Annotated in this window: 18 protein-coding genes and 1 other RNA gene; 10 read left to right on the top strand and 9 right to left on the bottom strand. The window is 50.5% G+C overall.

Annotated features, from left to right (window positions below; genetic code table 11):
- Positions 1 to 135: 135 nt before the first annotated feature.
- Complete coding sequence (locus EVX52_RS01355) at positions 136 to 1,590, top strand: protein adenylyltransferase SelO (protein WP_129990439.1); 1,455 nt, start codon at positions 136 to 138, stop codon at positions 1,588 to 1,590.
- A 46-nt stretch (positions 1,591 to 1,636) separates the two neighbouring features.
- On the opposite strand, the gene EVX52_RS01350 is transcribed toward EVX52_RS01355, so the two are convergent.
- From EVX52_RS01350 to EVX52_RS01325, 6 genes are all read right to left on the bottom strand, one after another.
- Entirely contained in the window at positions 1,637 to 2,425 is a 789-nt protein-coding gene (locus EVX52_RS01350; RefSeq protein WP_129951719.1) for a heme ABC transporter ATP-binding protein, read from the bottom strand.
- Entirely contained in the window at positions 2,418 to 3,446 is a 1,029-nt protein-coding gene (locus EVX52_RS01345) for an iron ABC transporter permease (RefSeq protein WP_165385154.1), read from the bottom strand. Before EVX52_RS01345 ends, EVX52_RS01350 begins: the two co-directional genes overlap by 8 nt.
- Positions 3,443 to 4,273, bottom strand: a complete 831-nt coding sequence (locus tag EVX52_RS01340; protein ID WP_129990438.1) for a hemin ABC transporter substrate-binding protein — start codon at positions 4,271 to 4,273, stop codon at positions 3,443 to 3,445. Before EVX52_RS01340 ends, EVX52_RS01345 begins: the two co-directional genes overlap by 4 nt.
- Positions 4,270 to 5,304, bottom strand: a complete 1,035-nt coding sequence (locus tag EVX52_RS01335) for a hemin-degrading factor (protein ID WP_129990437.1) — start codon at positions 5,302 to 5,304, stop codon at positions 4,270 to 4,272. The genes EVX52_RS01340 and EVX52_RS01335 overlap by 4 nt, the downstream gene beginning before the upstream one ends.
- Positions 5,305 to 5,652: 348 nt before the next feature.
- Positions 5,653 to 6,699, bottom strand: coding sequence for a 3-deoxy-7-phosphoheptulonate synthase (locus tag EVX52_RS01330; RefSeq protein ID WP_129990436.1), 1,047 nt, complete (start codon positions 6,697 to 6,699; stop codon positions 5,653 to 5,655).
- A gap of 129 nt (positions 6,700 to 6,828) precedes the next feature.
- Positions 6,829 to 7,650, bottom strand: coding sequence for a pyruvate, water dikinase regulatory protein (locus EVX52_RS01325; RefSeq protein WP_129951715.1), 822 nt, complete (start codon positions 7,648 to 7,650; stop codon positions 6,829 to 6,831).
- Positions 7,651 to 8,158: 508 nt separating this feature from the next.
- On the opposite strand from EVX52_RS01325, the gene ppsA reads away from it, so the two are divergent.
- Complete coding sequence (gene ppsA / locus EVX52_RS01320) at positions 8,159 to 10,537, top strand: phosphoenolpyruvate synthase (protein ID WP_129990435.1); 2,379 nt, start codon at positions 8,159 to 8,161, stop codon at positions 10,535 to 10,537.
- A 130-nt stretch (positions 10,538 to 10,667) separates the two neighbouring features.
- Here ppsA and rprA read toward each other — a convergent pair.
- Together rprA and ydiK are read right to left on the bottom strand one after the other, a co-directional pair.
- An RNA gene (rprA, locus tag EVX52_RS01315) (antisense sRNA RprA) lies at positions 10,668 to 10,778 on the bottom strand.
- A 190-nt stretch (positions 10,779 to 10,968) separates the two neighbouring features.
- Positions 10,969 to 12,066: an AI-2E family transporter YdiK gene (gene ydiK, locus EVX52_RS01310; protein ID WP_129951713.1), complete on the bottom strand. Its 1,098-nt coding sequence runs from the start codon at positions 12,064 to 12,066 to the stop codon at positions 10,969 to 10,971.
- A gap of 327 nt (positions 12,067 to 12,393) precedes the next feature.
- On the opposite strand from ydiK, the gene EVX52_RS01300 reads away from it, so the two are divergent.
- Positions 12,394 to 15,450 (top strand): FAD-binding and (Fe-S)-binding domain-containing protein, encoded by a 3,057-nt coding sequence (locus EVX52_RS01300; RefSeq protein ID WP_129990434.1) that lies wholly within the window; start codon positions 12,394 to 12,396, stop codon positions 15,448 to 15,450.
- A gap of 15 nt (positions 15,451 to 15,465) precedes the next feature.
- Entirely contained in the window at positions 15,466 to 15,885 is a 420-nt protein-coding gene (locus EVX52_RS01295; protein ID WP_129951711.1) for a hotdog fold thioesterase, read from the top strand.
- A gap of 116 nt (positions 15,886 to 16,001) precedes the next feature.
- On the opposite strand, the gene EVX52_RS01290 is transcribed toward EVX52_RS01295, so the two are convergent.
- The gene (locus EVX52_RS01290; protein WP_129951710.1) at positions 16,002 to 16,406 is read right to left on the bottom strand and encodes a hypothetical protein; all 405 of its coding nucleotides are present in this window, start codon (positions 16,404 to 16,406) and stop codon (positions 16,002 to 16,004) included.
- 457 nt (positions 16,407 to 16,863) lie between these two features.
- Between EVX52_RS01290 and sufA the strand changes: the two genes are divergently transcribed.
- The 6 genes from sufA (at position 16,864) to sufE (ending at position 22,612) form a co-directional block, all read left to right on the top strand.
- Positions 16,864 to 17,235: a Fe-S cluster assembly scaffold SufA gene (gene sufA / locus EVX52_RS01285; protein WP_013576101.1), complete on the top strand. Its 372-nt coding sequence runs from the start codon at positions 16,864 to 16,866 to the stop codon at positions 17,233 to 17,235.
- A 46-nt stretch (positions 17,236 to 17,281) separates the two neighbouring features.
- Complete coding sequence (gene sufB, locus EVX52_RS01280; protein WP_129951709.1) at positions 17,282 to 18,805, top strand: Fe-S cluster assembly protein SufB; 1,524 nt, start codon at positions 17,282 to 17,284, stop codon at positions 18,803 to 18,805.
- A gap of 122 nt (positions 18,806 to 18,927) precedes the next feature.
- Positions 18,928 to 19,674, top strand: a complete 747-nt coding sequence (gene sufC, locus EVX52_RS01275) for a Fe-S cluster assembly ATPase SufC (RefSeq protein ID WP_013576099.1) — start codon at positions 18,928 to 18,930, stop codon at positions 19,672 to 19,674.
- Positions 19,649 to 20,950, top strand: a complete 1,302-nt coding sequence (gene sufD, locus EVX52_RS01270) for a Fe-S cluster assembly protein SufD (protein WP_129990433.1) — start codon at positions 19,649 to 19,651, stop codon at positions 20,948 to 20,950. The genes sufC and sufD overlap by 26 nt, the downstream gene beginning before the upstream one ends.
- A complete protein-coding gene (gene sufS / locus EVX52_RS01265) occupies positions 20,950 to 22,170 on the top strand; it encodes a cysteine desulfurase SufS (protein ID WP_129951707.1) in 1,221 nt (406 codons plus the stop codon). Before sufD ends, sufS begins: the two co-directional genes overlap by 1 nt.
- 28 nt (positions 22,171 to 22,198) lie before the next feature.
- Entirely contained in the window at positions 22,199 to 22,612 is a 414-nt protein-coding gene (sufE, locus tag EVX52_RS01260; protein WP_129951706.1) for a cysteine desulfuration protein SufE, read from the top strand.
- Positions 22,613 to 22,777 lie beyond the last annotated feature (165 nt).

The raw sequence follows: 22,777 nt of genomic DNA, 5'->3' as shown, positions 1-22,777 counted from the left end.
ACGCAGTTTTACGCTCAGGATCCCGGCCAGCACCTGCTGTTCCGGGATTTTTGATATCTGCGGATAATAATCTCCCTGCATTTCCTCCGTGTTAATTAATGCCCTGCAGTCCTACACTATCAAAAAGGGGGATTTATGCCGCGATTTGAACATCATTATGCTGAGCAGTTACCTGGCTTTTACACACAGTTGCAACCGACGCCGCTAAAAGGCGCACGACTTCTTTATCACAGCGAACCGCTGGCGCGTGAACTGGGACTGGATGAATCACTTTTTGATGCTGAACATCGCCAATACTGGTGCGGTGAAAAAATTTTCCCGGGCATGGAACCTCTGGCTCAGGTTTACAGCGGGCATCAGTTTGGCCAGTGGGCCGGGCAACTGGGCGACGGACGCGGTATTTTACTGGGCGAACAGGTTTTACCTTCAGGAAAACGCTTCGACTGGCACCTTAAAGGGGCAGGGTTGACACCTTATTCACGGATGGGCGATGGCCGTGCGGTTTTACGTTCTGTGGTGCGTGAGTTTCTGGCCTCTGAAGCGCTGCATCATTTATCGGTACCGACAACGCGCGCGCTGACGATTGCCACCAGTGATGAGCCGGTTTTCCGCGAACAGCCTGAGCGCGGTGCGATGTTGATTCGTGTGGCAGAAAGTCATATCCGTTTCGGTCATTTCGAGCATTTCTATTACCGTAAACAGCCTGAGCAGGTGAAGCAGCTGGCAGATTACGTCATCGCACATCACTGGCCTCAGTTGCTGGAAAATCACCAGGCTGATGCGTTACGTTATCAGCAATGGTTTACCGAGGTGGTGGAGCGTACTGCCCGGCTGATAGCGCAATGGCAAAGTATTGGTTTCGCCCACGGTGTGATGAATACCGACAATATGTCGATTCTCGGGCTGACCATCGATTACGGTCCTTATGGCTTCCTCGACGATTATCAGCCAGGTTATATCTGTAATCACTCTGATCATCAGGGACGCTACAGCTACGATAATCAGCCTGCGGTGGCATTCTGGAATCTGCATCGTCTGGCACAAACATTATCCGGTCTGATGTCTGCAGAACAGCTACAAACTGCGCTTGGCGAATATGAACCCGCGCTTATGAGAGCCTATGGCACGCTGATGCGCGGTAAACTGGGCTTCTTTACGGAGAATAAACAGGATAACCATCTGCTCACCGGTTTGTTGAGCCTGATGGCAAAAGAGGGCAGGGATTTCACCCAGACCTTCAGGTTGCTCAGCCAGACAGAACAAAGGCAAGCCACATCGCCGTTGCGGGATGAATTCATTGACCGTGACGCTTTCGACAGCTGGTACCAGGCCTACCGCCAGCGCTTACAAACGGAAGATGTTGATGATGCAACGCGACAGGACGCCATGAAACAAAGCAATCCGCGTATTATATTGAGAAATTATCTGGCACAGAAAGCCATCGAAAGGGCTGAAGTGGATGATATCAGTGCGCTGGAGCAACTTCATCAGGCATTGCGTGACCCTTACAGTGATGCTCCTCAGTATGACGAGATGGCGAAACTGCCGCCCGACTGGGGGAAACATCTCGAAATTTCCTGTTCAAGCTGACATAAAAAATGCCACATTCCAGTGTGGCATTTTTATTGAGTCGTCTTTACTGGCGTAAGAAAATCTGTGGCAATTCGGTTTCCGGATGCAGGCAGACATTCAAATCTGCCTGATACCAGCGGCTCAGGGTGGCTTCGCTCAGTACCTCAGCGGGCGTCCCGCTGGCGACCAATTTACCGCTGTGCAATAAAATAATCCGGTCGGCATACAACGCCGCGAGATTGAGATCATGCAATACGCAACACACCGCCAGCGGTGTTTGCCGGGTTAACTGTCGCAGCAAACGCAACGCGTGTTGCTGATGATATAAATCCAGTGCCGACGTAGGTTCATCCAGAAATAACCAGTGTGGGAAAGGTTCGGGTTGCCAGAGCTGGATAAGCACCCGCGCCAGCTGAACCCGCTGTTGTTCGCCGCCCGATAAATGGCGGTAATCCCTTTCTGCCAGATCCAGACAACCGGTTTGTGTCATGACCTCAGTAAGTGCCCGTTGCATATTGTGCTGGCCGTGCGGCGAACGCCCGAGTGTCAGGACTTCGCGCACGCTAAAGCCAAACGCTAGTGTACTGTTCTGGCGCATAACTGCCCGCGTACGCGCCAGTTCCTGTGCCGGCCAGTCATTGAGAGGTCTTCCCTGAAGCGAAATCTTTCCCGTTTGTGGCAACAGGTAGCCGGTCAGCATACGCATCAGCGTTGATTTTCCTGCACCGTTTGGCCCAATCAGCGCGACCATCTCGCCGCTTTGCAAGCTCAGTGAAACATCGTCAATTAACCGGCGGTCATTAACGCAATAGGTCAGGTTTTCTGCCACCATTGATGAAGTGAAATCAGGCATTACGCGGTACTCCGGGGCGCAGGATCAACCATAAAAAATAAGGCGCACCAATCAGGCTGGTCAGCAATCCTACCGGCATTTCTGCCGGAGCGACCAGCGTGCGGGCCAGCGTGTCAGCGAGCAAAAGCAGGCAGGCGCCCGCCAGGGCCGAACCCGGTAGAAGCCAGCGGTGGTCAGCACCAATACGCATCCGCAACAGATGCGGGATCACTAAACCGATAAAACCAATCACACCAGAAACTGCGACGGCAGCCCCGGCCAGCAGAGCGCTAAGCAGCAAAAGTTGCAATTGCGTACGGCGGACATTCACACCGAGGTAATGTGCATCTTCTTCCCCTAACTGCAGAATGTTCAGGCGTCGTGCCATGAAAAACGACGCAATGCAGGCTGGCAGGATCAGCGAAGACGCCACGGCCAGCGTCGGCCATTGCGCCTGCCCGAGACTGCCCATGCTCCACAATGAAAATTGGCGTAATTGCTGATCGTCACTGACATAGGTCAGTACACCGACCGCCGCGCCGCATAAGGCATTAATGGCAATACCGGCGAGCAGCAAGCGCGACAATCCGCCATGACCAAAACGACTCAGCGTAAAGACGATGACAGAAATCGCCAGGCTGCCAGCGAATGCGCTGATCATGTGACTGTAAAGTGCCAGTAATGGCGGTAAAGCCAGCGGCATTACTATGGTTAGCGCAACCGCCAGCGCTGCGCCGCTGCTGATCCCAAGCAGGCCAGGATCTGCCAGCGGGTTGCGGAACAATCCCTGCATAACCGCACCGGAACTTGCCAGCGCACAACCGACTACCATAGCCAGCAGCACGCGGGGAAGGCGAATGGTCAGCCAGACCTGCCATAAGTTATCGTCAAAAGGACGCCCGAGAAGCGTTCTTAGCGACAGTGACATCGCACCAGTATTCACCGCCATCACGGCTAACACCAGCAGAGCGCAGCCGATGCCAGTCAGCGCCCAGACTGGCGCGCGGCGACGCGATAACACCGGAGGGCTCATGCTGCTCATTTTACCTGTTCCGCAGCATGGCGTAGCTGAGCCATCACCTCTGGCGTTTGCAAACCAAAGCCCAGCAGTGACATATCATCAATGACCAGTACGCGCTGATTCTTACCGGCCGGTGTCATAGCAACGCCAGGCAATTTCCACACCTGTTCCATCCCGCCAAGTGTCTTAACACCGTCAGCGGTCAGTAAAAGGATATCCGGCGCACTGGCAATCACGCCCTCCTGGGACAGCGGACGGTAGCGGCTGAAACCTTGCATAGCGTTTTTCGCCCCGACAGAGGTAATCATCGCATCTGCCGCGGTCTCCTGACCGGCTGCCATCGATGACATGCCGCCATGGCTCATCACAAACAGCATTTTTACCGGCAGGGCATCGTGGCGAATCGCTGAAATCTGCGAACGATAGGTCGCGATGAGTTTTTCACCTTCTGACTGCCGGTTCAGTGCCGCCGCAATTACGACGATTTTACGCGGTACGGTATCCGCAGAAGGTGTACCCGGCACACGAACCACTCTTACACCGTTCTGCTCAAGCTGCCGCAACACCAGTGACGGCTCTGCCAGTTCGCTGCTCAGCACCAGCGAAGGATGCATAGACAAAATTCCCTCAGCGCTGAGCTGGCGCATATAACCGACGTCCGGCAGGCTACGTACCGCCTGCGGACGCAAGCTGGTACTGTCGCGGGCGACCACTTCGTCGCCGGCACCGAGTGCGTAGATAATTTCGGTCACGTCACCGCCAATACTGACCAGTTTTTCAGTGGCATGCAGCACCGGCGTCACCAGCAACGCTGTAACAGCGGCCAGCATTTTCAACATTGTTTTCATGCAGCCACACCTTGCTGGGACAGTTGCGCCAGCTGTTCCCGCCACTGAGTTTGTTCAGGCGTGCCTTCGCTACGCTGACCATACAGTTGTGCGATCTGCGTACCGTCAGCGGCAAACAATTCCAGGCTGGTTACAAAACCATCTTTGGTGGGTTTACGGGTGATCCAGCTTTCCGCGATGGCACTTTCCACCAGATGCAGGGTGAACTGTTTGTTGAAGACATTGATCCATTCTCCGTGTGGCATGACCTTTTCGATCTGACCGGTGAAAATCTGCACGCAGCCACGGTTGCCCACAAAAATCATGATTTCGTTTTGGTCATCTTTGGCGATATTCAGTAAACGCGTCAGTGAGCCGTTATCCACACGCCATGCCAGATCGTCCCCGACGGCTTGGAATGCTTGCTGGCGGGTTATATTATGGCGCTTCAGCAACTGGAAGAACTGATGAACGTCGGTCATTGCGCGCCATTCAGCATCGAGAGTGCGGGTATCTGCGGCCATCAGGGCCGGCGTTTCAGGAACTGCCTCTATCTGCAACGGCGGATTGACGTCACTTTTGTACTGCGCAATCAGCGCATTCCATGCCGCCATGTCAGTTTCATCGGTGTTATACACCTTATGAACGGCATCGCCGTGCGCATCGAAGAACTGAATACTGTGGCGAACACCACGGGCCGTGTTTTCTGACAGGCTGAAAATATACAACCAGTGTTGCAGAAACAGACGCAGGTCCAGCGCGCGGGGATTAAGGATCAGACCGGCGTGACCACTCAGATGCTGATTTTCATAGCGACCTTCCTGCTCATGTACGGCAAAGTCGTTGCGGGTAATCGATTTAGTGCTGCCGACATTTTCCAGAGCGGCCAGTAAGGTCCGTGCATCAACATCCAGACGTGCGGCATCATGTGAAACACGCAAAGCTGTCAGTTCCGCTTCGCTGATCCCCAACATTTCCGCCAAATCGCGGGCATATTTACCCGGATTAGCTTCTTTGGCTTGTAAATAATCCTCATAGTGAACTGAATGCATTGCTGTTTCCTCGTTGTCAAAGTTACCCGTTACATAGCGGGTAAAAACCTACGCTGTTATGTGAATGATTTGTAAAAATATTTAGCAGAAAACCTTGTTTTGGATTTTGTTGCTAATGGTAATTAATATCATTTTGATAATCATTATCAAATCATTGTGTGGACACATCAAGAAAATTTTTCTCTTCAGCAGGGAATTCGGCGGTGTTAACCCATTCATTTAAGAGGGGAACAGGGGAGGTAAGCGAGGAAAGTATCAGAACGGACAGGTTATTACGCGTACCCGGACATGCCAGGAAAACAAAAAAGGGCAGCCTGCGCTGCCCTTAGAAAGGTTACAGTAAAGTGATCAGAACCTGCTATTTGTCGCTTGCGCGAGCATTGACAGTAATGTCTCCGTGTCTGCCCAACTCAGGCAAGGGTCGGTAATCGACTGACCGTAAACCAAGGGTTTGCCAGGAACGATAGGCTGTGTACCTTCAACCAGAAAACTTTCCGCCATGATGCCCGCAATGGTGGTTGAACCGCGTATGATTTGCTGACAAACATCTTCGGCTACCTCGAGCTGACGGCGGTGCTGTTTCTGGCAGTTGCCATGACTGAAATCGATCACCAGACGTTGCGTTAAATCGAATTCAGCCAGATTCAGGCAGGCTTGTTCGAGGTCAGCGGCATGGTAATTGGGCTTTTTACCGCCACGCATAATCACATGTCCGTAAGGGTTGCCAGCGGTACGGTAAATGGTCATCTGACCATTTTTATCCGGCGACAGGAACATATGGCTGGTGCGCGACGAACGGATAGCGTCGATGGCGATGCGGGTATTCCCGTCAGTGCCATTTTTAAAACCGACAGGACAGGAAAGCGCCGAAGCCATTTCGCGGTGGATCTGACTTTCGGTGGTCCGTGCGCCGATGGCTCCCCAGCTGATCAGGTCGGCAATATATTGTCCAATCACCATATCAAGGAATTCAGTCGCGGTCGGGATGCCCAGTTGGTTGACAGTCAGTAATACCTTCCGCGCCAGCTCAATACCGTCATTAACCCTGCAGGAACCGTTCAACTCAGGATCTGAAATCAGCCCTTTCCAGCCGACAACGGTACGTGGCTTTTCAAAGTACGTACGCATGACGATTTCCAGGCGATCCTGATATTTTGCACGCAATACACTAAGCTTGCCCGCGTAATCAATAGCCGCTTCAATATCGTGGATTGAGCAGGGACCGATAACAACCAGTAACCGTTGATCTTCCCCACTGATAATCTTTTCAATTCGTTTACGTGATTCCATCACGTGTTGGGCGACCGACGGGGAAATTGGCAATTTTTCTGCCAGTGCCTGAGGCGTAATCAGGCTGTCGATGCGCGTCGTACGCAGTTCATCTGTTTGTGACATCGTATTCTCGAAAAATGTGTTTCTTCTCTGCGGCAGGGATACCGGGAAGTGATGCCGATCACAATAACCCAAAAACCGATGAATTCAACTACTGTCAGCAGGATATGCCATCCACATCAGTAAAAGTATTCAGAACATACGGCGGCTCATGCCGAAGCTGTCCATGATCTTCGCTGATATCTCCTCAACAGAATAGTTTGTACTGTTGAGGTAGCGGATCTGATTTTTTCTAAATAATGCTTCCACTTCAGAGACTTCCATACGGCATTGGCGCAAGGAAGCATAGCGGCTGTTTTCAACGCGTTCCTGGCGAATTGCCGTCAGGCGTTCAGGGTCAATCGTCAGGCCAAACAGCTTATGCATATGCGGTTTTAACGCGGCAGGTAACTGAATATTGTCCATGTCGTCGGCGGTAAACGGATAGTTAGCTGCGCGGATACCAAACTGCAATGCCAGATAAAGGCTGGTCGGCGTTTTACCGCAGCGCGAGACGCCCAGTAAAATCACCTGGGCCTGATCGAGATTGCGCAGCGAAATGCCATCATCATGAGCCAGGGTGTAATCAATCGCGGCAATGCGCGCATCGTATTTAGTGATGTTGCTGGCCGTCAGACCATGCGTCCGGTTGGCGATGGGGGTAGGATCGACGCCCAGCTCATTCTGTAAAGGGGCGACCAGCGACTGGACAATGTCCTGACAGAAACCTTCACTACCTTGAATAATGTCGCGGATGAGAGGTGAAATAATAGAATAAAATACCAGCGGACGGGCGCCGGTTTTTTCAAAAATGTCATTGATTTGCCGGCAGACTGCTTTGGCACGCTCTTCACTTTCAACAAAGGGAAGAGAGTAGGTGGTGGCGTTGACCGGAAATTGTGAAAGTACAGCGTGGCCTAAAACCTCTGCTGTAATGGCAGTACCGTCAGAAATGTAAAACACGCATCTGTCCACAAACGACTCCTGATTTATCGCACTTCATTTATATTCAAATTATCCCTTATTTAGTAATAACCAGAATTGCATGAAATAAAAAGCCTATTTCATCTGCGTGTCGATGTTCTGTTAATTGCTGCGAGACAGTGCGCAAAATGACTGTAATAAATGAAATGGCATTTTAAATTTTCCGCGACTTATCGCAGCTTTTTGATTTGCTTCAGCAGAACTTCAGCTGCTCTGTTAGCATTGATTTAGCGACGGACTTATGGAGACTTCCTGCTGATTCATAAGGGTTAATGATGTTTCCACACATAAGCGTCATTTTGCTGCGCTGGAATTTTCCTAAACAAAAATAGTTTGTTTTGCTGGATCGATTCACCTGTCCATGTCTTATGGAGCATTATGCTAGTCTCAAAATGACAGCGTTGTTAAATGACAGAAAAAGCGTCGCCGACAATGGCTGGACAACCGGTGTTGCACGCCTACTGACTTTTACTGTAAATAAATAATAAAGGATTGTTTCATGGCTCATCTCGATCCCGATTTACGCAATGTTATCTGGTACAACCAACTGGGTATGAAGGACGTTGATAAAGTCGGGGGCAAGAACGCATCCCTCGGGGAAATGATCACCAACTTGTCTGATCTGGGTGTTTCAGTTCCCAATGGCTTTGCAACGACGTCGCAGGCATTTAATGATTTTCTCGATCAGAGCGGTGTAAACCACCGAATCCATGAATTACTGGATAAAACAGATGTTGACGATATCGGGCAATTAACCCAGGCGGGTACGCAAATCCGCCAGTGGATCATTGAGACACCGTTCCAGCCTGAACTTGAGAAATCGATCCGTGAGGCCTATCAGCAATTATGCGAAGGTGAGCCTGATGCGTCATTCGCGGTTCGTTCTTCCGCAACAGCCGAAGATATGCCTGATGCGTCATTTGCCGGGCAACAGGAAACCTTCCTTAATGTTCAGGGATTCGATGCCGTACTGACCGCAGTGAAGCATGTTTATGCTTCCTTATTTAATGACCGTGCCATTTCTTATCGTGTGCATCAGGGCTACGATCATCGCGGTGTGGCGCTTTCTGCCGGTGTACAGCGTATGGTGCGTTCTGATCTGGCTTCTGCGGGGGTGATGTTCACTCTGGATACCGAATCTGGTTTTGATCAAGTCGTCTTTATTACCTCGGCTTATGGTCTGGGTGAAATGGTTGTTCAGGGCGCGGTTAACCCTGATGAGTTTTACGTACATAAGCCTACGCTGGAAAAAAATAAGCCTTCTATTGTCCGCCGCACGATGGGCTCGAAGAAAATTCGCATGGTATATGCGCCAAGCCAGGAACACGGCAAACAGGTACAGATTGAAGATGTGCCGGCTGAACAGAGCACCCGTTTCTCCCTGACGGATGACGAGGTGCAGGCGCTGGCACGCCAGGCATTATTGATTGAAAAACACTATGGCCGTCCGATGGATATCGAATGGGCGAAAGACGGTCATAACGGCAATCTTTATATCGTGCAGGCGCGTCCGGAGACTGTTCGTTCCAACGGTCAGGTGATGGAACGCTATCAGTTGAATGGTAACAGCAAAGTATTGGTAGAAGGCCGCGCTATAGGCCATCGTATTGGTGCCGGGCCGGTAAAAATCATTCATAATATCAGCGAAATGCATCACGTTAAGGCAGGCGATATTCTGGTGACTGACATGACGGATCCTGACTGGGAGCCCATCATGAAAAAGGCGTCAGCCATTGTCACCAACCGTGGCGGACGTACCTGTCACGCCGCTATCATTGCGCGTGAACTGGGTATTCCTGCGGTAGTCGGTTGTGGTGATGCCACTGAAAAATTGACAGAAAATCAGAAAGTGACCGTTTCCTGTTCTGAAGGCGATACCGGTTATGTCTATCAGGATGAGCTGGACTTTAGCGTCCAGAGTTCTGCTATTGATGAACTGCCAACTTTACCGCTGAAAATCATGATGAATATCGGCAATCCCGATCGCGCCTTCGACTTTGCCTGTCTGCCGAATGAAGGTGTCGGGCTGGCGCGTTTAGAATTTATCATTAACCGCATGATTGGTGTGCATCCGAAAGCATTGCTGGAGTTTGATCAGCAACCTGCCCAATTGCAGGAAACCATCAATAAAATGATTCAGGGCTATGACAGCCCGCGTGAATATTATGTGGCACGTCTGACTGAGGGGATCGCAACACTCGGCGCAGCATTCTGGCCGAAACGGGTGATTGTGCGTTTATCAGATTTTAAATCAAATGAATATGCCAATCTGGTGGGCGGCGAAAAATACGAACCTCATGAAGAAAATCCGATGCTGGGTTTCCGTGGTGCAGGCCGTTATGTCTCTGACAGCTTCCGCGAGTGTTTCGCACTGGAATGTGAGGCAATGAAGCGTGTCCGTAATGATATGGGGCTGACGAATGTTGAAGTGATGATTCCGTTTGTTCGTACTGTGGCGCAGGCTGAAGCTGTCGTCAAAGAGCTGGCCAGTCAGGGGCTGAAACGGGGCGAAAATGGCCTGAAAGTGATTATGATGTGTGAAATTCCATCCAATGCCTTACTGGCGGATCAGTTCCTTGAACATTTCGACGGTTTCTCTATCGGCTCCAACGACATGACTCAGCTTGCACTTGGGCTGGATCGTGATTCAGGCGTTGTCTCTGAACTCTTTGATGAACGAAACGAGGCTGTTAAAGCCCTTTTGTCGATGGCAATCAAAGCCGCTAAGAAGCAGGGGAAATATGTCGGTATTTGTGGACAGGGGCCTTCAGATCATCAGGATTTCGCACAGTGGCTGATGGAAGAGGGGATCGACAGTTTATCACTGAATCCGGATACCGTAGTACAAACCTGGCTGGCGTTAGCCGAAAGTAAATAAATTCCTAATGCCTGACATTTAGGGCTGTCACTTACAGGTGGCAGCCTTTTTTTACGGGTTGCGTAAATGACGGGAATAAAAATATATGTTGCAGGACTATGGGGGGAAATAGAACTGTAAGGCAAAAAAGTAAAAAAAAAGCCCGTCATAGCAGACAGGCAAAGACTACACACAGCAATTTGGGATATACCAGCTCAGGGGAAAGCTTGTATATAAATCAGTGGGTTGAAATCCGAACTGTTAATAATACTAAGTTTCCCAAGGTATTTAGTCTGTAAGAATTCTCCTAATAGGTATTATTCTCATGCTAATTGATGTGAAGGGAGTTTTTAGTAGGCGTAATTTCAGGAAAGAAGCACAAATAAAGAAAAGGCGCTGCCCGCTTGAATTAACAGGGGACAACGCCTGTGGCACGTTAAAGTGAAATGAAATTATTCATCCAGTGCTTTCAGTGCTTCTTCAGGTGCCATGTCAGGTTCCGGGGCCTCATTGACCCAAAGCGAAATCAACCGATAGGAGACGGCCAGTACAACCGGTCCGATAAACAGGCCAATCATACCGAAAGCAAATAAGCCACCAATAACACCGGACAAGATAAGCAGCATGGGTAAATCCGCACCCATGCGGATCAGAACCGGGCGCAGTACGTTATCCAGGGATCCGACCACGCAACTCCATACCAGCAAGACGGTGCCCCAGGTATTATCGCCGGACCAATACAGCCAGATGATGGCCGGAATCAATACCAGCAGTGGCCCGATTTGTGCGACACAACATACGAACATCACGACAGTCAGCACGGTAGCGTAAGGAATACCCGCGATGGCCAGCCCGATGCCGCCAAGAACAGACTGTACAATTGCAGTGACAACCACACCGAGCGCTACGGCGCGGATGGCTTGTCCGGCTAAAATAACCGCGGCATCACCGCGTTCGGCAGCAAGACGAACTGCGAAATGGCGGATCCCCATCGCAACTTGTTCACCACGGCTATAAAGAAGGGCGCTGAATAACAGCATCAGCGAACAGTGCACGATAAAGCGTCCAAGATGTCCGGCCTGGACGACGAACCACGACGCTGTCTGCCCCACATAAGGCTGCATTTTGCTCATCAGCGCATTCCCGCCACCATTAATCAGCGCATGCCAGCCGATGTAAAGTTTATGACCGACCAGAGGAATGGAGTTCAGCCAGTGGAAATCGGGCATGTGCAATATGGAAGGATTACTCGCAACGGCGACCAAAGGTGCGCCATTTTCAATGGCGCTGCTGACCAGTAAAGCAATAGGCAAAACGAATAAAAGGATCAACAGCAGTGTCATGATGATGACAGCCAGAAAACGGCGTCCCCACAGAACCTTTTGTAGTTTGATCATCAGCGGCCAGGTGGCGATAACCACCATACCAGCCCAGGCGAAGCCCAAAATGAAAGGCTGAACCACCCAGATGCTGGCAATTGTCATCAGGGCAATAAACAGCACCCCGAACATGATCTGGGGTAAGTCATAACGTTTAATTGGGAGATTCATTCATGTTTCTCAATGTGATAAACGAAGTCAGGCACGAACCCTGTGCCTCCAAACACTTTATTCATAAACAGGATGCTAAAAATAAGCATGGAACATACGGCTGCTTTTGGATAGCCCTCCACACAATAAGTTGCAAGACGTTATTGCTGTAAGTGTTTTTTGTGGCGCGTCATGAAACATCTGCAACAAAGATGAACCAGACGGAGCGCTTAAAAACGAAGTATGTTAGTTTTTATTCCGGGTAAAGAATAGGGTGGATCTGCCGGGCAGATCCGGTAGAACGCCTCGGGCCCGCCAGGCATACAACAAAGACAGAGTCATAATTCAATGATCCCACAGATTTCTCAGGCACCGGGTGTCATCCAGCTGGTGCTCGATTTTTTGGAAGCGTTAAAAAGCAATGGTTTTACGGGTGATGTTACAACAACTTATGCCGACAGACTGACGATGGCGACGGACAACAGCGTCTATCAGTTGCTGCCGGATGCGGTCTTATTCCCGATTGCAACGTCAGATGTGGCATTGATTGCCCGTCTTGCCGGGCAGGAACGTTTTAAAACGCTCGTTTTCACTCCACGCGGAGGCGGTACCGGTACCAACGGGCAGTCATTGAACCGCGGCATTGTGGTTGATATGTCCCGTCATATGAACCGCATCCTTGATATCAACCTGGAACAGGGCTGGGTCAAGGTTGAAGCCGGTGTAATTAAAGATCAGCTTAATGATTATCTGCGACCGTTCGGCTTTTTCTTTTCACCCGAGTTATCAACCAGTAACCGTGCGACGCTGGGGGGTATGATTAACACGGATGCGTCCGGTCAGGGGTCGCTGGTTTACGGTAAAACGTCTGATCACGTTCTTGGTGTTCGTGCGATTGTGCTCGGTGGTGAGATGCTGGATACCACCGCTATTCCGACGGCGCTGGCTGATAAGCTGGGCGAAGAGGATTCAGTCATCGGGCGGATTTACCGCACTGTGCTGGACAGTTGTCGCGATAACCGTGCGCTGGTGATCGAAAAATTCCCGAAACTTAACCGCTTCCTCACAGGCTACGATCTGCGCCATGTACTGAGTGACGATCTGCAGACCTTCAACCTGACACGTATTCTGACCGGTTCAGAAGGCTCGCTGGCCTTTATCACCGAAGCACGCCTGAATATCACGCCAATCCCCAAAGTGCGTCGCCTGGTCAATATCAAATACGACTCCTTTAATTCAGCGCTACGTAATGCTCCTTTTATGGTGGAGGCTAAGGCGCTCTCGGTTGAAACTGTGGACTCCAAAGTGCTGAATCTGGCACGTGAAGATATTGTCTGGCACAGCGTTCGTGATTATATCAAGGACGTTGAAGGCTTCGACATGCAGGGGCTGAATATTGTTGAATTTGCCGGAGATGATGCCGACCTGATTGAAACCCAGGTCAGTGCGCTGTGCGAACGTCTGGATAGCCTGATAAGTGATAAAGAAGGCGGTGTTATCGGTTATCAGATTTGCGCCGATCTGGCCGGTATCGAGCGTATTTATAATATGCGTAAGAAAGCCGTCGGTCTGTTGGGCAATGCAAAAGGGCAGGCTAAACCCCTGCCGTTTGCAGAAGACACCTGCGTGCCCCCTCAGCATCTGGCGGATTACATTGTTGAATTTCGGGCGTTACTCGACAGTCATCATCTCAGTTATGGCATGTTCGGGCACGTGGATGCGGGCGTATTGCATGTGCGTCCGGCGCTGGACATGTGCGACCCGCAACAGGAGATATTGCTCAGGCAAATCTCTGATGAAGTTGTCGCGCTGACCACGAAATACGGGGGGTTACTCTGGGGAGAGCACGGAAAAGGGTTCCGTGCGGAATACAGTCCGGCGTTCTTTGGTGAAGCGCTGTTCCATGAACTGCGTCGGATCAAAACCGTATTCGATCCGGATAACCGCCTCAATCCCGGCAAAATCTGTGCACCGCTTGAGTGTGACGAGCCGATGATGAAAGTTGATGCGCCAAAACGCGGAACCCTCGATCGCCGTATTCCGCTGGAAGTCCGTCAGTCATTCCGCGGCGCGATGGAATGTAATGGTAACGGCCTGTGCTTTAACTTTGATGTGAAAAGTCCGATGTGCCCGTCAATGAAAATCACGGGCAGCCGTATCCACTCTCCAAAAGGTCGCGCGGGTCTGGTACGTGAATGGTTGCGTTTATTGTCAGAACAAGGTGTAGATCCGCTGGCGCTTGAGAATGCGTTGCCGGAAAAAGGTATGAGCTTGCGCAGCCTGATTGACCGTACACGTAATACCTGGCATGCCAATAAAGGGGAATATGATTTCTCCCATGAAGTGAAAGAGGCGATGTCCGGTTGCCTGGCCTGTAAAGCCTGCTCGACACAGTGCCCGATAAAAATTGATGTGCCGGGCTTCCGCTCGCGTTTCCTGCAGCTTTACCACACCCGCTACCTGCGCCCGGCCCGCGATCATTTTGTCGCAGGCGTTGAAAGCTACGCTCCTCTGATGGCCAAAGCCCCTAAGGTGTTCAATTTTTTCCTCAGGCAGCCCTGGTTACGGGAGATGAGCCGGAAAAGCATCGGCATGGTGGATTTGCCTTTACTGTCTTCTCCGACCCTTCGTGAGCAGTTATCAGGGCATCGTGCCAGTAAGATGACACTTGAACAACTGGAGGCCATTCCTCCGGCACAACGGGGTGAATACGTGCTGGTAGTCCAGGATCCCTTTACCAGTTTTTACGACGCACAGGTCGTTGCTGATTTTATCCGTCTGATTGAAAAACTGGGCCTTAAACCCGTTCTGCTGCCTTTTTCACCTAACGGCAAAGCGCAGCATATAAAAGGTTTCCTGACCCGTTTTGCCAAAACAGCGAAGAAAACGTCCCTGTTCCTTAACCGTGTATCACAGTTGGGAATGCCGATGGTGGGTGTCGATCCTGCGCTGGTACTGTGTTACCGCGATGAATATAAAGAAATTCTCGGGGACACGCGCGGATCCTTCCAGGTGCAACTCGTGCATGAATGGCTGGATACCTGGCTGGCGGAGCGTCCGGCGCAACAGCAAAGTGGCGAGGCCTGGTATCTGTTCGGACATTGTACGGAAAGCACTGCCCTGCCAAACAGTAGCAAACAGTGGGGCGATATCTTTGCCCGCTACGGTGCGAAGCTGGAAAACGTCAGTGTCGGGTGCTGTGGAATGGCAGGGACGTATGGCCATGAAACTAAAAATCTTGAAAACTCTCTGGGGATTTATGAGCTTTCCTGGCACACCGCTTTGCAACGGTTACCGCGCCAGCGCTGTCTGGCAACCGGCTATTCCTGTCGCAGCCAGGTAAAACGCATCGAAGGCAACGGCGTTCGCCATCCGTTACAGGCCTTGCTGGAAATCATTCCCTAACCATAAGGAAGCATTATGTCATTCTGGAAACGGAGTACCACGCTGGAAACCCTGAATCAGCGCAGTCAGGGATGTATGGTGGGGCATGTGGGGATTGAGTTCACGCAACTGGGTGAGGATTTCCTTGAAGCAACCATGCCGGTAGATGCACGCACTACCCAGCCATTTGGCTTGCTGCACGGCGGCGCATCCGTTGTTCTGGCGGAAACCATGGGGTCGATGGCAGGTTATTTATGCTGTGAAGGCAATCAAACCGTGGTGGGAGTGGAAATTAATGCCAGCCATATGCAGTCTGCAAGGGAAGGACACGTACGCGGTGTCTGCCGCGCATTGCGCACCGGTCGCCGCAGCCAGGTCTGGCAGATTGAGATTTTTGATCAGAAAGGGAATCTGTGCTGTGTATCGCGGCTGACGACCATGGTGATCGATCATTGATACGCGTTATTAATCAATCCTGATCACGGAGTCAGACACGGAACAAGCGGATGCATGATGAATGTATCCGCTTTTTTATTGGGCTGAACAAAACTGGCTAACTTATTGAAAATAAATTAAAGCTGAAAAGGAACACGTTTGGCGAAGTCAGTTTGAAATGCCGTTGCTTTTTCCCAGATGCCCATCATGGCATAATACTGACAAATGAGTTTTAACGTGTGCCGCGCAAAATGGTAACTCTGAACACGGAAGAGTTCACAACGTACCACGCTGTTGATTTCCAGGATCAGGCGGTTATGCAATTTGCATAATGCATGAAGATAACTGTGATCATCTCCGTTCTGCAGGCACAGATTGGCCATATCGAGGCAAAGGCTGTTGAAGCGTTTGAGCTGACAAAGATGCGCATCCGGGCGTCGTAAGGCAGCATCTGCCATATAAAAATCCACGGTGGCATCGCGGACACTTGATTTATATTCGTCGATCTTGCCTTGCAACCACGCATTTACCGATTGAGTCATTCTCAATATTCCGGGTTATCTGAATGATAATCATTATCAAATAATAAACATCATATTGGCAAAAAATCGCCGGATCAACGTTTTCATGCGCTTTTTTTATTTTTGTGGGGCTTAAGGCAGTAAGCAAAAAGAGCTTTAATTCTTCGGATATGGCTAATTCATAAATAGGCATTTCCGATGAATGTTTTATAATAGATACATTGAAAGCTATTAAACCTTACCTTTTATAAGGTTTATTTTAATTTTTAACAAAAAATTGACAACTTATTCAATCAGTTGATGGTTGCGGTGTTCAAGACCCGCCAGCGGCCGGATGTAAAGACGACGCACATTGAGTGTCTTTCCTCGTGTGTCATCGCTATACCCTCTTAAAACAAGAGGTTGAAGTGATTAACGTTATCACTAGAATAGAGACAATAGGTCTTGTCTATGACCGTAAAATTATGAGGTAAGACAGATGCAAACTGAAACTGTCGGCTCTTTCTCTTTAGACGACAACGTATGGCAAGGTGTTAGCCTGACTGATTCTGCAGCGAAACAGATTAATACTCTGGTGGCACAGGATCCCGAAGTTAAAGGTCTTCAGCTCTCCGTGAAACAGTCGGGGTGTGCCGGCTTTGGCTACGTTCTGGATTTAACCAAACAACCGGCCAGCGATGACCTGGTGTTTGAACATGACGGCGCTTTGCTGTTTGTTCCGCTGAAGGCCATGCCTTTCATCGACGGAACCGAGGTGGATTTTGTCCGCGAAGGACTCAATCAGATATTTAAATTCAATAATCCTAAAGCTCAGCATGCCTGCGGGTGTGGTGAAAGTTTCGGCGTTTAAAACTTTCAGTTTCTAAGATTATTGTAAACAAAGCGATGTAACCAACATGTCACGAAGCAACGTAGAAATTCCAGATGATGTGCAGTCTTGGGTCGGCGAGGGGACGAATTACAAGGAAGGGTTCTTTACCCAGCTGGCAACCGATGAATTAGCATCAGGCATCAACGAAGATGTAGTGCGTGCGATTTCCGCAAAGCGCAACGAGCCTGAGTGGATGCTGGAGTTCCGTCTGCAGGCTTATCATGCCTGGTTGAAAATGGAAGAGCCACACTGGCTGAAGGCGTACTATACGCCTCTGGATTACCAGGATTACAGCTACTATTCCGCGCCATCCTGTGGCAGCTGCGATGATAGCTGTGGCTCACAACCGGGGGCGACGCAGCAATCTGGCGGCGAATCCCTGGGGGTTCCTGCGGGCGAAGCAAACAATTATCTGACCAGCGAAGTTGAAAAGGCTTTCGAACAGCTGGGCGTTCCGGTTCGTGAAGGTAAAGAAGTCGCTGTCGATGCGATTTTTGACTCCGTTTCTGTCTCCACAACGTATCGCGAAAAGCTGGCTGAATCGGGCGTCATTTTCTGCTCATTCGGTGAAGCTATTCATGAATATCCTGATCTGGTGCGTAAATACCTCGGTACCGTTGTTCCCGCTCAGGATAACTTCTTTGCGGCACTGAATGCGGCTGTAGCTTCTGATGGTACGTTTGTTTATGTGCCAAAAGGTGTGCGCTGCCCGATGGAGTTGTCGACCTACTTCCGCATAAATGCTGCGAAAACCGGTCAGTTTGAACGTACGATCCTGATTGCTGATGAAGGCAGTTATGTCAGTTACATCGAAGGCTGTTCCGCACCGGTGCGTGACACCTATCAGCTCCATGCTGCGGTGGTTGAAGTGATCCTGCACAAAGACGCGGAAGTGAAATATTCCACAGTGCAGAACTGGTTCTCCGGTAGCAAAGACAGCAGCGGCGGTATTTTAAACTTCGTGACTAAACGTGCATTGTGCGAAGGCGCAGGCTCGAAGATGTCCTGGACCCAGTCTGAAACCGGCTCAGCCATCACCTGGAAATACCCGAGCGTTATTCTCAAAGGGGATAACTCAATTGGTGAATTCTTCTCGGTTGCGCTGACCAGCGGTAAACAGCAGGCGGATACCGGTACCAAAATGATCCACATTGGTAAAAATACCAAGTCGACCATTATCTCCAAAGGTATTTCCGCCGGTCACAGCCAGAACAGCTACCGCGGTCTGGTGAAGATCCTGCCAAGTGCAGAAAACGCCCGCAACTTTACGCAGTGCGATTCCATGCTGATTGGCGCCGACAGTGCCGCGCATACGTTCCCGTATGTTGAAGTGCGCAATAATACGGCTCAGCTGGAACATGAAGCCACGACGTCAAAAATCGGCGATGACCAGCTGTTTTACTGTCTGCAACGTGGGATCAGCGAAGATGATGCTATTTCCATGATTGTAAATGGTTTCTGTAAAGATGTCTTTTCTGAGCTGCCGCTGGAGTTTGCTGTCGAAGCACAGAAACTGCTGGCGATCAGCCTTGAACACAGCGTCGGTTAATTCGCCGTACGCTCTCCTGACGTCGCAGCAGGGTGGTGAGGTGCACGACGCACAGGTTTGAGTTCATTAAAGTCACAGCATAAACAGAATTAAGGCGCGCAGGCGCAAACTCAAGGATACGTATGTTAAGCATTAAGAATTTGAAGGTCCGTGTCGAAGAAAAGGAAATTCTGAAAGGACTTGATCTGGAGATTAAACCGGGTGAAGTACACGCCATTATGGGGCCGAACGGCTCAGGCAAAAGTACGCTCTCCGCGACACTGGCTGGCCGTGAAGATTACGAAGTGACTGACGGTTCCGTGATCTTCAACGGTAAAGATTTGCTGGAACTCGCCCCGGAAGACCGCGCGGGTGAAGGTGTGTTTATGGCTTTCCAGTATCCGGTAGAAATCCCGGGCGTGACCAACCATTTCTTCCTGCAAACGGCGGTAAACGCGGTACGTAAATACCGCGGGCAGGAGCCGATGGATCGCTTTGACTTTGCAGATTTCATCGAAGAAAAAATTGCGATGCTGAAGATGCCTGCCGATTTGCTGACCCGTTCAGTGAATGTAGGTTTCTCCGGTGGTGAGAAAAAGCGTAACGATATTCTGCAAATGGCGGCGCTTGAGCCAAACCTGTGCATCCTTGATGAAACTGACTCCGGTCTGGACATTGATGCGCTGAAGATTGTTTCTGATGGTGTTAACACACTGCGTGACGGCAAGCGTTCATTCGTTATTGTCACCCACTACCAGCGTATCCTCGACTACATCAAGCCTGACTACGTGCACGTTTTGTATCAGGGCCGCATTGTTAAATCCGGCGATTTCACCTTGGTTAAACAGTTAGAGGAGCAAGGTTATGGCTGGCTTACCGACGAAGAGTAATGTCCCTGCGGCGGGCAGTTCGCACGCCATGCAGCAACTTTACCGCCTTTTTGAAAGCCGCGGGGGAGAGCAGTCGCCCCACGCGCATGCCCATTGGCAACAGGTGTTGCGCCTTGGTTTTCCGCACGCAAAACTGGAAGACTGGAAATACACGCCGGTTTCCTCACTGCTGGGTAATCAATTCTTCGCTCCTCAGCAGCAGGCGCTGACGGTTGAGAAAATCAAATCTCTGGCGTTGCCGCTGGATTGTTACCGCCTGGTTTTCGTGGATGGTCGTTTCGATGCGAGCCTCAGCGACAGTGATACCGGTGCGTTTGAAATCGAAAAACTGAACGCGTCCGGGCAACAAACATTACCGGATCCGATTCAGTCAGAGGTGTTTTTACATCTGACAGAAAGCCTGGCGCAGGATTCTTTCTCCGTGCGTTTGCCTGTGGGCAAGCAGGCTGATAAGCCGTTGTATCTGCTGCATCTGAGCAGTGGTCGTGAGCAGTCACGCGAAATGAATACCGTTCATCATCGTTATCATCTGGCGATTGAAAATGGCGCGAATGCTGAAGTGATTGAACATTACCTGAGTCTGAATGAGCAGGGACATTTCACCGGTGCACGTATGACGGTAAATGTGGGCGATAATGCAGATTTCACGCATTACAAACTGGCATTTGAAAGCCAGGCCAGTTTCCACTTTTCGCATAATGATCTGGTCATCGGGCGCGATGCCCGTGTTTCCAGCCACAGCTTCCTGCTGGGCGCGGGTCTGACCCGTAATAATACCAGTGCGCAGCTGAACGGCGAAAACAGCAATCTGGATATCAACAGTCTGGTTCTGCCGGTTGATTCTGAAATTGCCGATACACGCACATATCTCGAACACAACAAAGGTTATTGCAACAGCAACCAGTTGCACAAAGTGATCGTCAACGATCGTGCTAAAGCGATTTTTAACGGCATGATCAAAGTGGCTCAGCACGCACTGAAAACGGACGGCAAAATGACCAACAACAACTTGTTGCTGGGCAAACACACTGAAGTTGATACCAAACCTCAGTTGGAAATTTATGCCGATGACGTGAAGTGCAGCCACGGTGCGACAGTGGGTCGTATTGATGACGAACAGCTTTTCTATCTGCGTACCCGTGGGATTAGCGGGCAGGATGCTCAGCAAATGATCATCTTTGCTTTTGCCGCTGAACTGACGGAAGCCATTGAGAATGAAACCCTGCGTGAAGTCGTCATTGCCCGTATTGCAGGCAGACTAAATCGAGGTAAGTAATGAGTTTTCCACTGGAAAAAGTACGTAGCGATTTCCCTGTGCTGAGCCGTGAAGTTAACGGCCAGCCGCTGGCCTATCTCGACAGCGCGGCCAGCGCACAGAAACCGCATCAGGTCATTCAACGTGAAATGGCTTTCTTCGAGCAAGGTTATGCTGCGGTTCACCGTGGCATTCATACCATGAGCGCGGAAGCGACGGAGCAGATGGAAAACGTCCGCACTCAGGCCGCCCGTTTCATGAATGCCGCATCAGCGGAAGAAATTGTCTTCGTCAAAGGTTCCACGGAAGCCATTAACCTGGTCGCCAATACCTGGGGGCGTGAGTTTTTACACGCCGGCGACCACATCATTCTGACTGAAATGGAACACCACGCGAACATCGTGCCATGGCAGATGCTGGCGAAAGAACGTGAGCTTCATATTGATGTCTGGCACCTGACACCGGAAGGTGAGCTGGATTTATCACAGCTTGAATCACTGATCACGCCACGCACAAAACTGCTGACGTTAGCGCATGTTTCCAATGTATTAGGCACGGTTAACCCGATCGAAAAAATCATTCCGCAGGCTAAAGCTGCCGGCCTGACCGTTCTGGTCGATGGTGCGCAGGCGGTCATGCATCAGGCGGTTGATGTGCAGGCGCTGGGCTGTGATTTCTATGTCTGGTCAGGGCATAAACTCTACGGCCCGACCGGTATTGGTATCCTGTACGGGCGCAAAGCCCTGCTGGATCAAATGCCGCCGTGGGAAGGTGGTGGCTCGATGATCAAGCATGTCAGCCTGACAGAAGGCACCACTTTCACGGCAGCTCCATGGCGCTTTGAAGCCGGCACACCCAATACCGGCGGTATTATGGGACTGGGTGCAGCAATGGAATATGTCACTGCTCTGGGGCTGGAAAATATCCATGCTTATGAACAGGACCTGATGAGCTATGCGCTCAATGCGATGGCACAGGTGCCAGATATTCAGATTTACGGCCCGGCTACCCGTGCAGGCGTTATCGCGTTTAATCTGGGTAAACACCATGCGTACGACGTCGGCAGCTTCCTTGATCAATACGGTATTGCCATCCGCACCGGTCACCATTGTGCGATGCCATTAATGTCCTTCTACGGTGTTCCGGCTATGTGCCGTGCGTCACTCGCGATGTACAATACCCGTGAAGAAGTCGACCGTTTGGTCGCGGGGCTGCAACGTATTCACCGGTTGTTGGGTTAATCCTGACAGCCCAGATCAGGGTGTCTTTATGGCTTTGCCAGATAAAAACAAGTTAGTCAGAAATTTTTCCCGATGCCCGAATTGGGAAGAAAAATATCTGTACGTGATTGAGCTGGGTGGGCAGTTACCCGCCTTAGCGGAAGAACACCGTCAGGACCAAAACCTGATTTCCGGTTGTCAGAGCCAGGTATGGATTGTCATGCGTACCGATGAGAAGGGGGCACTGACTTTCGAAGGTGACAGTGATGCAGCCATTGTTAAAGGCCTGGTTGCGATTGTCTTTAGCCTGTATCAGGGCCTGACGCCTCGCGATGTGGTGGAACTGGATGTACGTCCTTTTTTCACTGAGCTTGAACTGAGTCAGCATCTGACGCCTTCACGCTCACAAGGGCTGGAAGCGATGATTCGCTCTATCCGCGCTAAAGCAGCAGAGCTCTCTTAATACTGGTGCTGCTGCATTGTCTTGCTCATTAGGAATTGTCTGCTAATGAGCAAGGCAGAACGCTTATTTCTCCCCGTGTATTTCCTTTTACTCCTGATTTTTCAATTCACTATCCTTCTGGGTTTTATCCTGACTTCTGTAAGGTAACTTTCTGATTTACAGTGG

It is taken from the genome of Rahnella sp. CFA14(1/10) (assembly GCF_004195095.1).
GTDB lineage: Bacteria > Pseudomonadota > Gammaproteobacteria > Enterobacterales > Enterobacteriaceae > Rahnella > Rahnella perminowiae.
This window is presented reverse-complemented; position numbering and strand designations above follow the sequence as displayed.

What these genes read in the sequence shown, in the direction of transcription:
- EVX52_RS01355 (WP_129990439.1), top strand. Translation starts at nt 136, where the DNA reads ATGCCGCGATTTGAACATCATTATGCTGAGCAGTTACCTGGCTTTTAC.
- EVX52_RS01350 (WP_129951719.1), bottom strand. Translation starts at nt 2,425, where the DNA reads ATGCCTGATTTCACTTCATCAATGGTGGCAGAAAACCTGACCTATTGC.
- EVX52_RS01345 (WP_165385154.1), bottom strand. Translation starts at nt 3,446, where the DNA reads ATGAGCAGCATGAGCCCTCCGGTGTTATCGCGTCGCCGCGCGCCAGTC.
- EVX52_RS01340 (WP_129990438.1), bottom strand. Translation starts at nt 4,273, where the DNA reads ATGAAAACAATGTTGAAAATGCTGGCCGCTGTTACAGCGTTGCTGGTG.
- EVX52_RS01335 (WP_129990437.1), bottom strand. Translation starts at nt 5,304, where the DNA reads ATGCATTCAGTTCACTATGAGGATTATTTACAAGCCAAAGAAGCTAAT.
- EVX52_RS01330 (WP_129990436.1), bottom strand. Translation starts at nt 6,699, where the DNA reads ATGTCACAAACAGATGAACTGCGTACGACGCGCATCGACAGCCTGATT.
- ppsA (WP_129990435.1), top strand. Translation starts at nt 8,159, where the DNA reads ATGGCTCATCTCGATCCCGATTTACGCAATGTTATCTGGTACAACCAA.
- ydiK (WP_129951713.1), bottom strand. Translation starts at nt 12,066, where the DNA reads ATGAATCTCCCAATTAAACGTTATGACTTACCCCAGATCATGTTCGGG.
- EVX52_RS01300 (WP_129990434.1), top strand. Translation starts at nt 12,394, where the DNA reads ATGATCCCACAGATTTCTCAGGCACCGGGTGTCATCCAGCTGGTGCTC.
- EVX52_RS01295 (WP_129951711.1), top strand. Translation starts at nt 15,466, where the DNA reads ATGTCATTCTGGAAACGGAGTACCACGCTGGAAACCCTGAATCAGCGC.
- EVX52_RS01290 (WP_129951710.1), bottom strand. Translation starts at nt 16,406, where the DNA reads ATGACTCAATCGGTAAATGCGTGGTTGCAAGGCAAGATCGACGAATAT.
- sufA (WP_013576101.1), top strand. Translation starts at nt 16,864, where the DNA reads ATGCAAACTGAAACTGTCGGCTCTTTCTCTTTAGACGACAACGTATGG.
- sufB (WP_129951709.1), top strand. Translation starts at nt 17,282, where the DNA reads ATGTCACGAAGCAACGTAGAAATTCCAGATGATGTGCAGTCTTGGGTC.
- sufC (WP_013576099.1), top strand. Translation starts at nt 18,928, where the DNA reads ATGTTAAGCATTAAGAATTTGAAGGTCCGTGTCGAAGAAAAGGAAATT.
- sufD (WP_129990433.1), top strand. Translation starts at nt 19,649, where the DNA reads ATGGCTGGCTTACCGACGAAGAGTAATGTCCCTGCGGCGGGCAGTTCG.
- sufS (WP_129951707.1), top strand. Translation starts at nt 20,950, where the DNA reads ATGAGTTTTCCACTGGAAAAAGTACGTAGCGATTTCCCTGTGCTGAGC.
- sufE (WP_129951706.1), top strand. Translation starts at nt 22,199, where the DNA reads ATGGCTTTGCCAGATAAAAACAAGTTAGTCAGAAATTTTTCCCGATGC.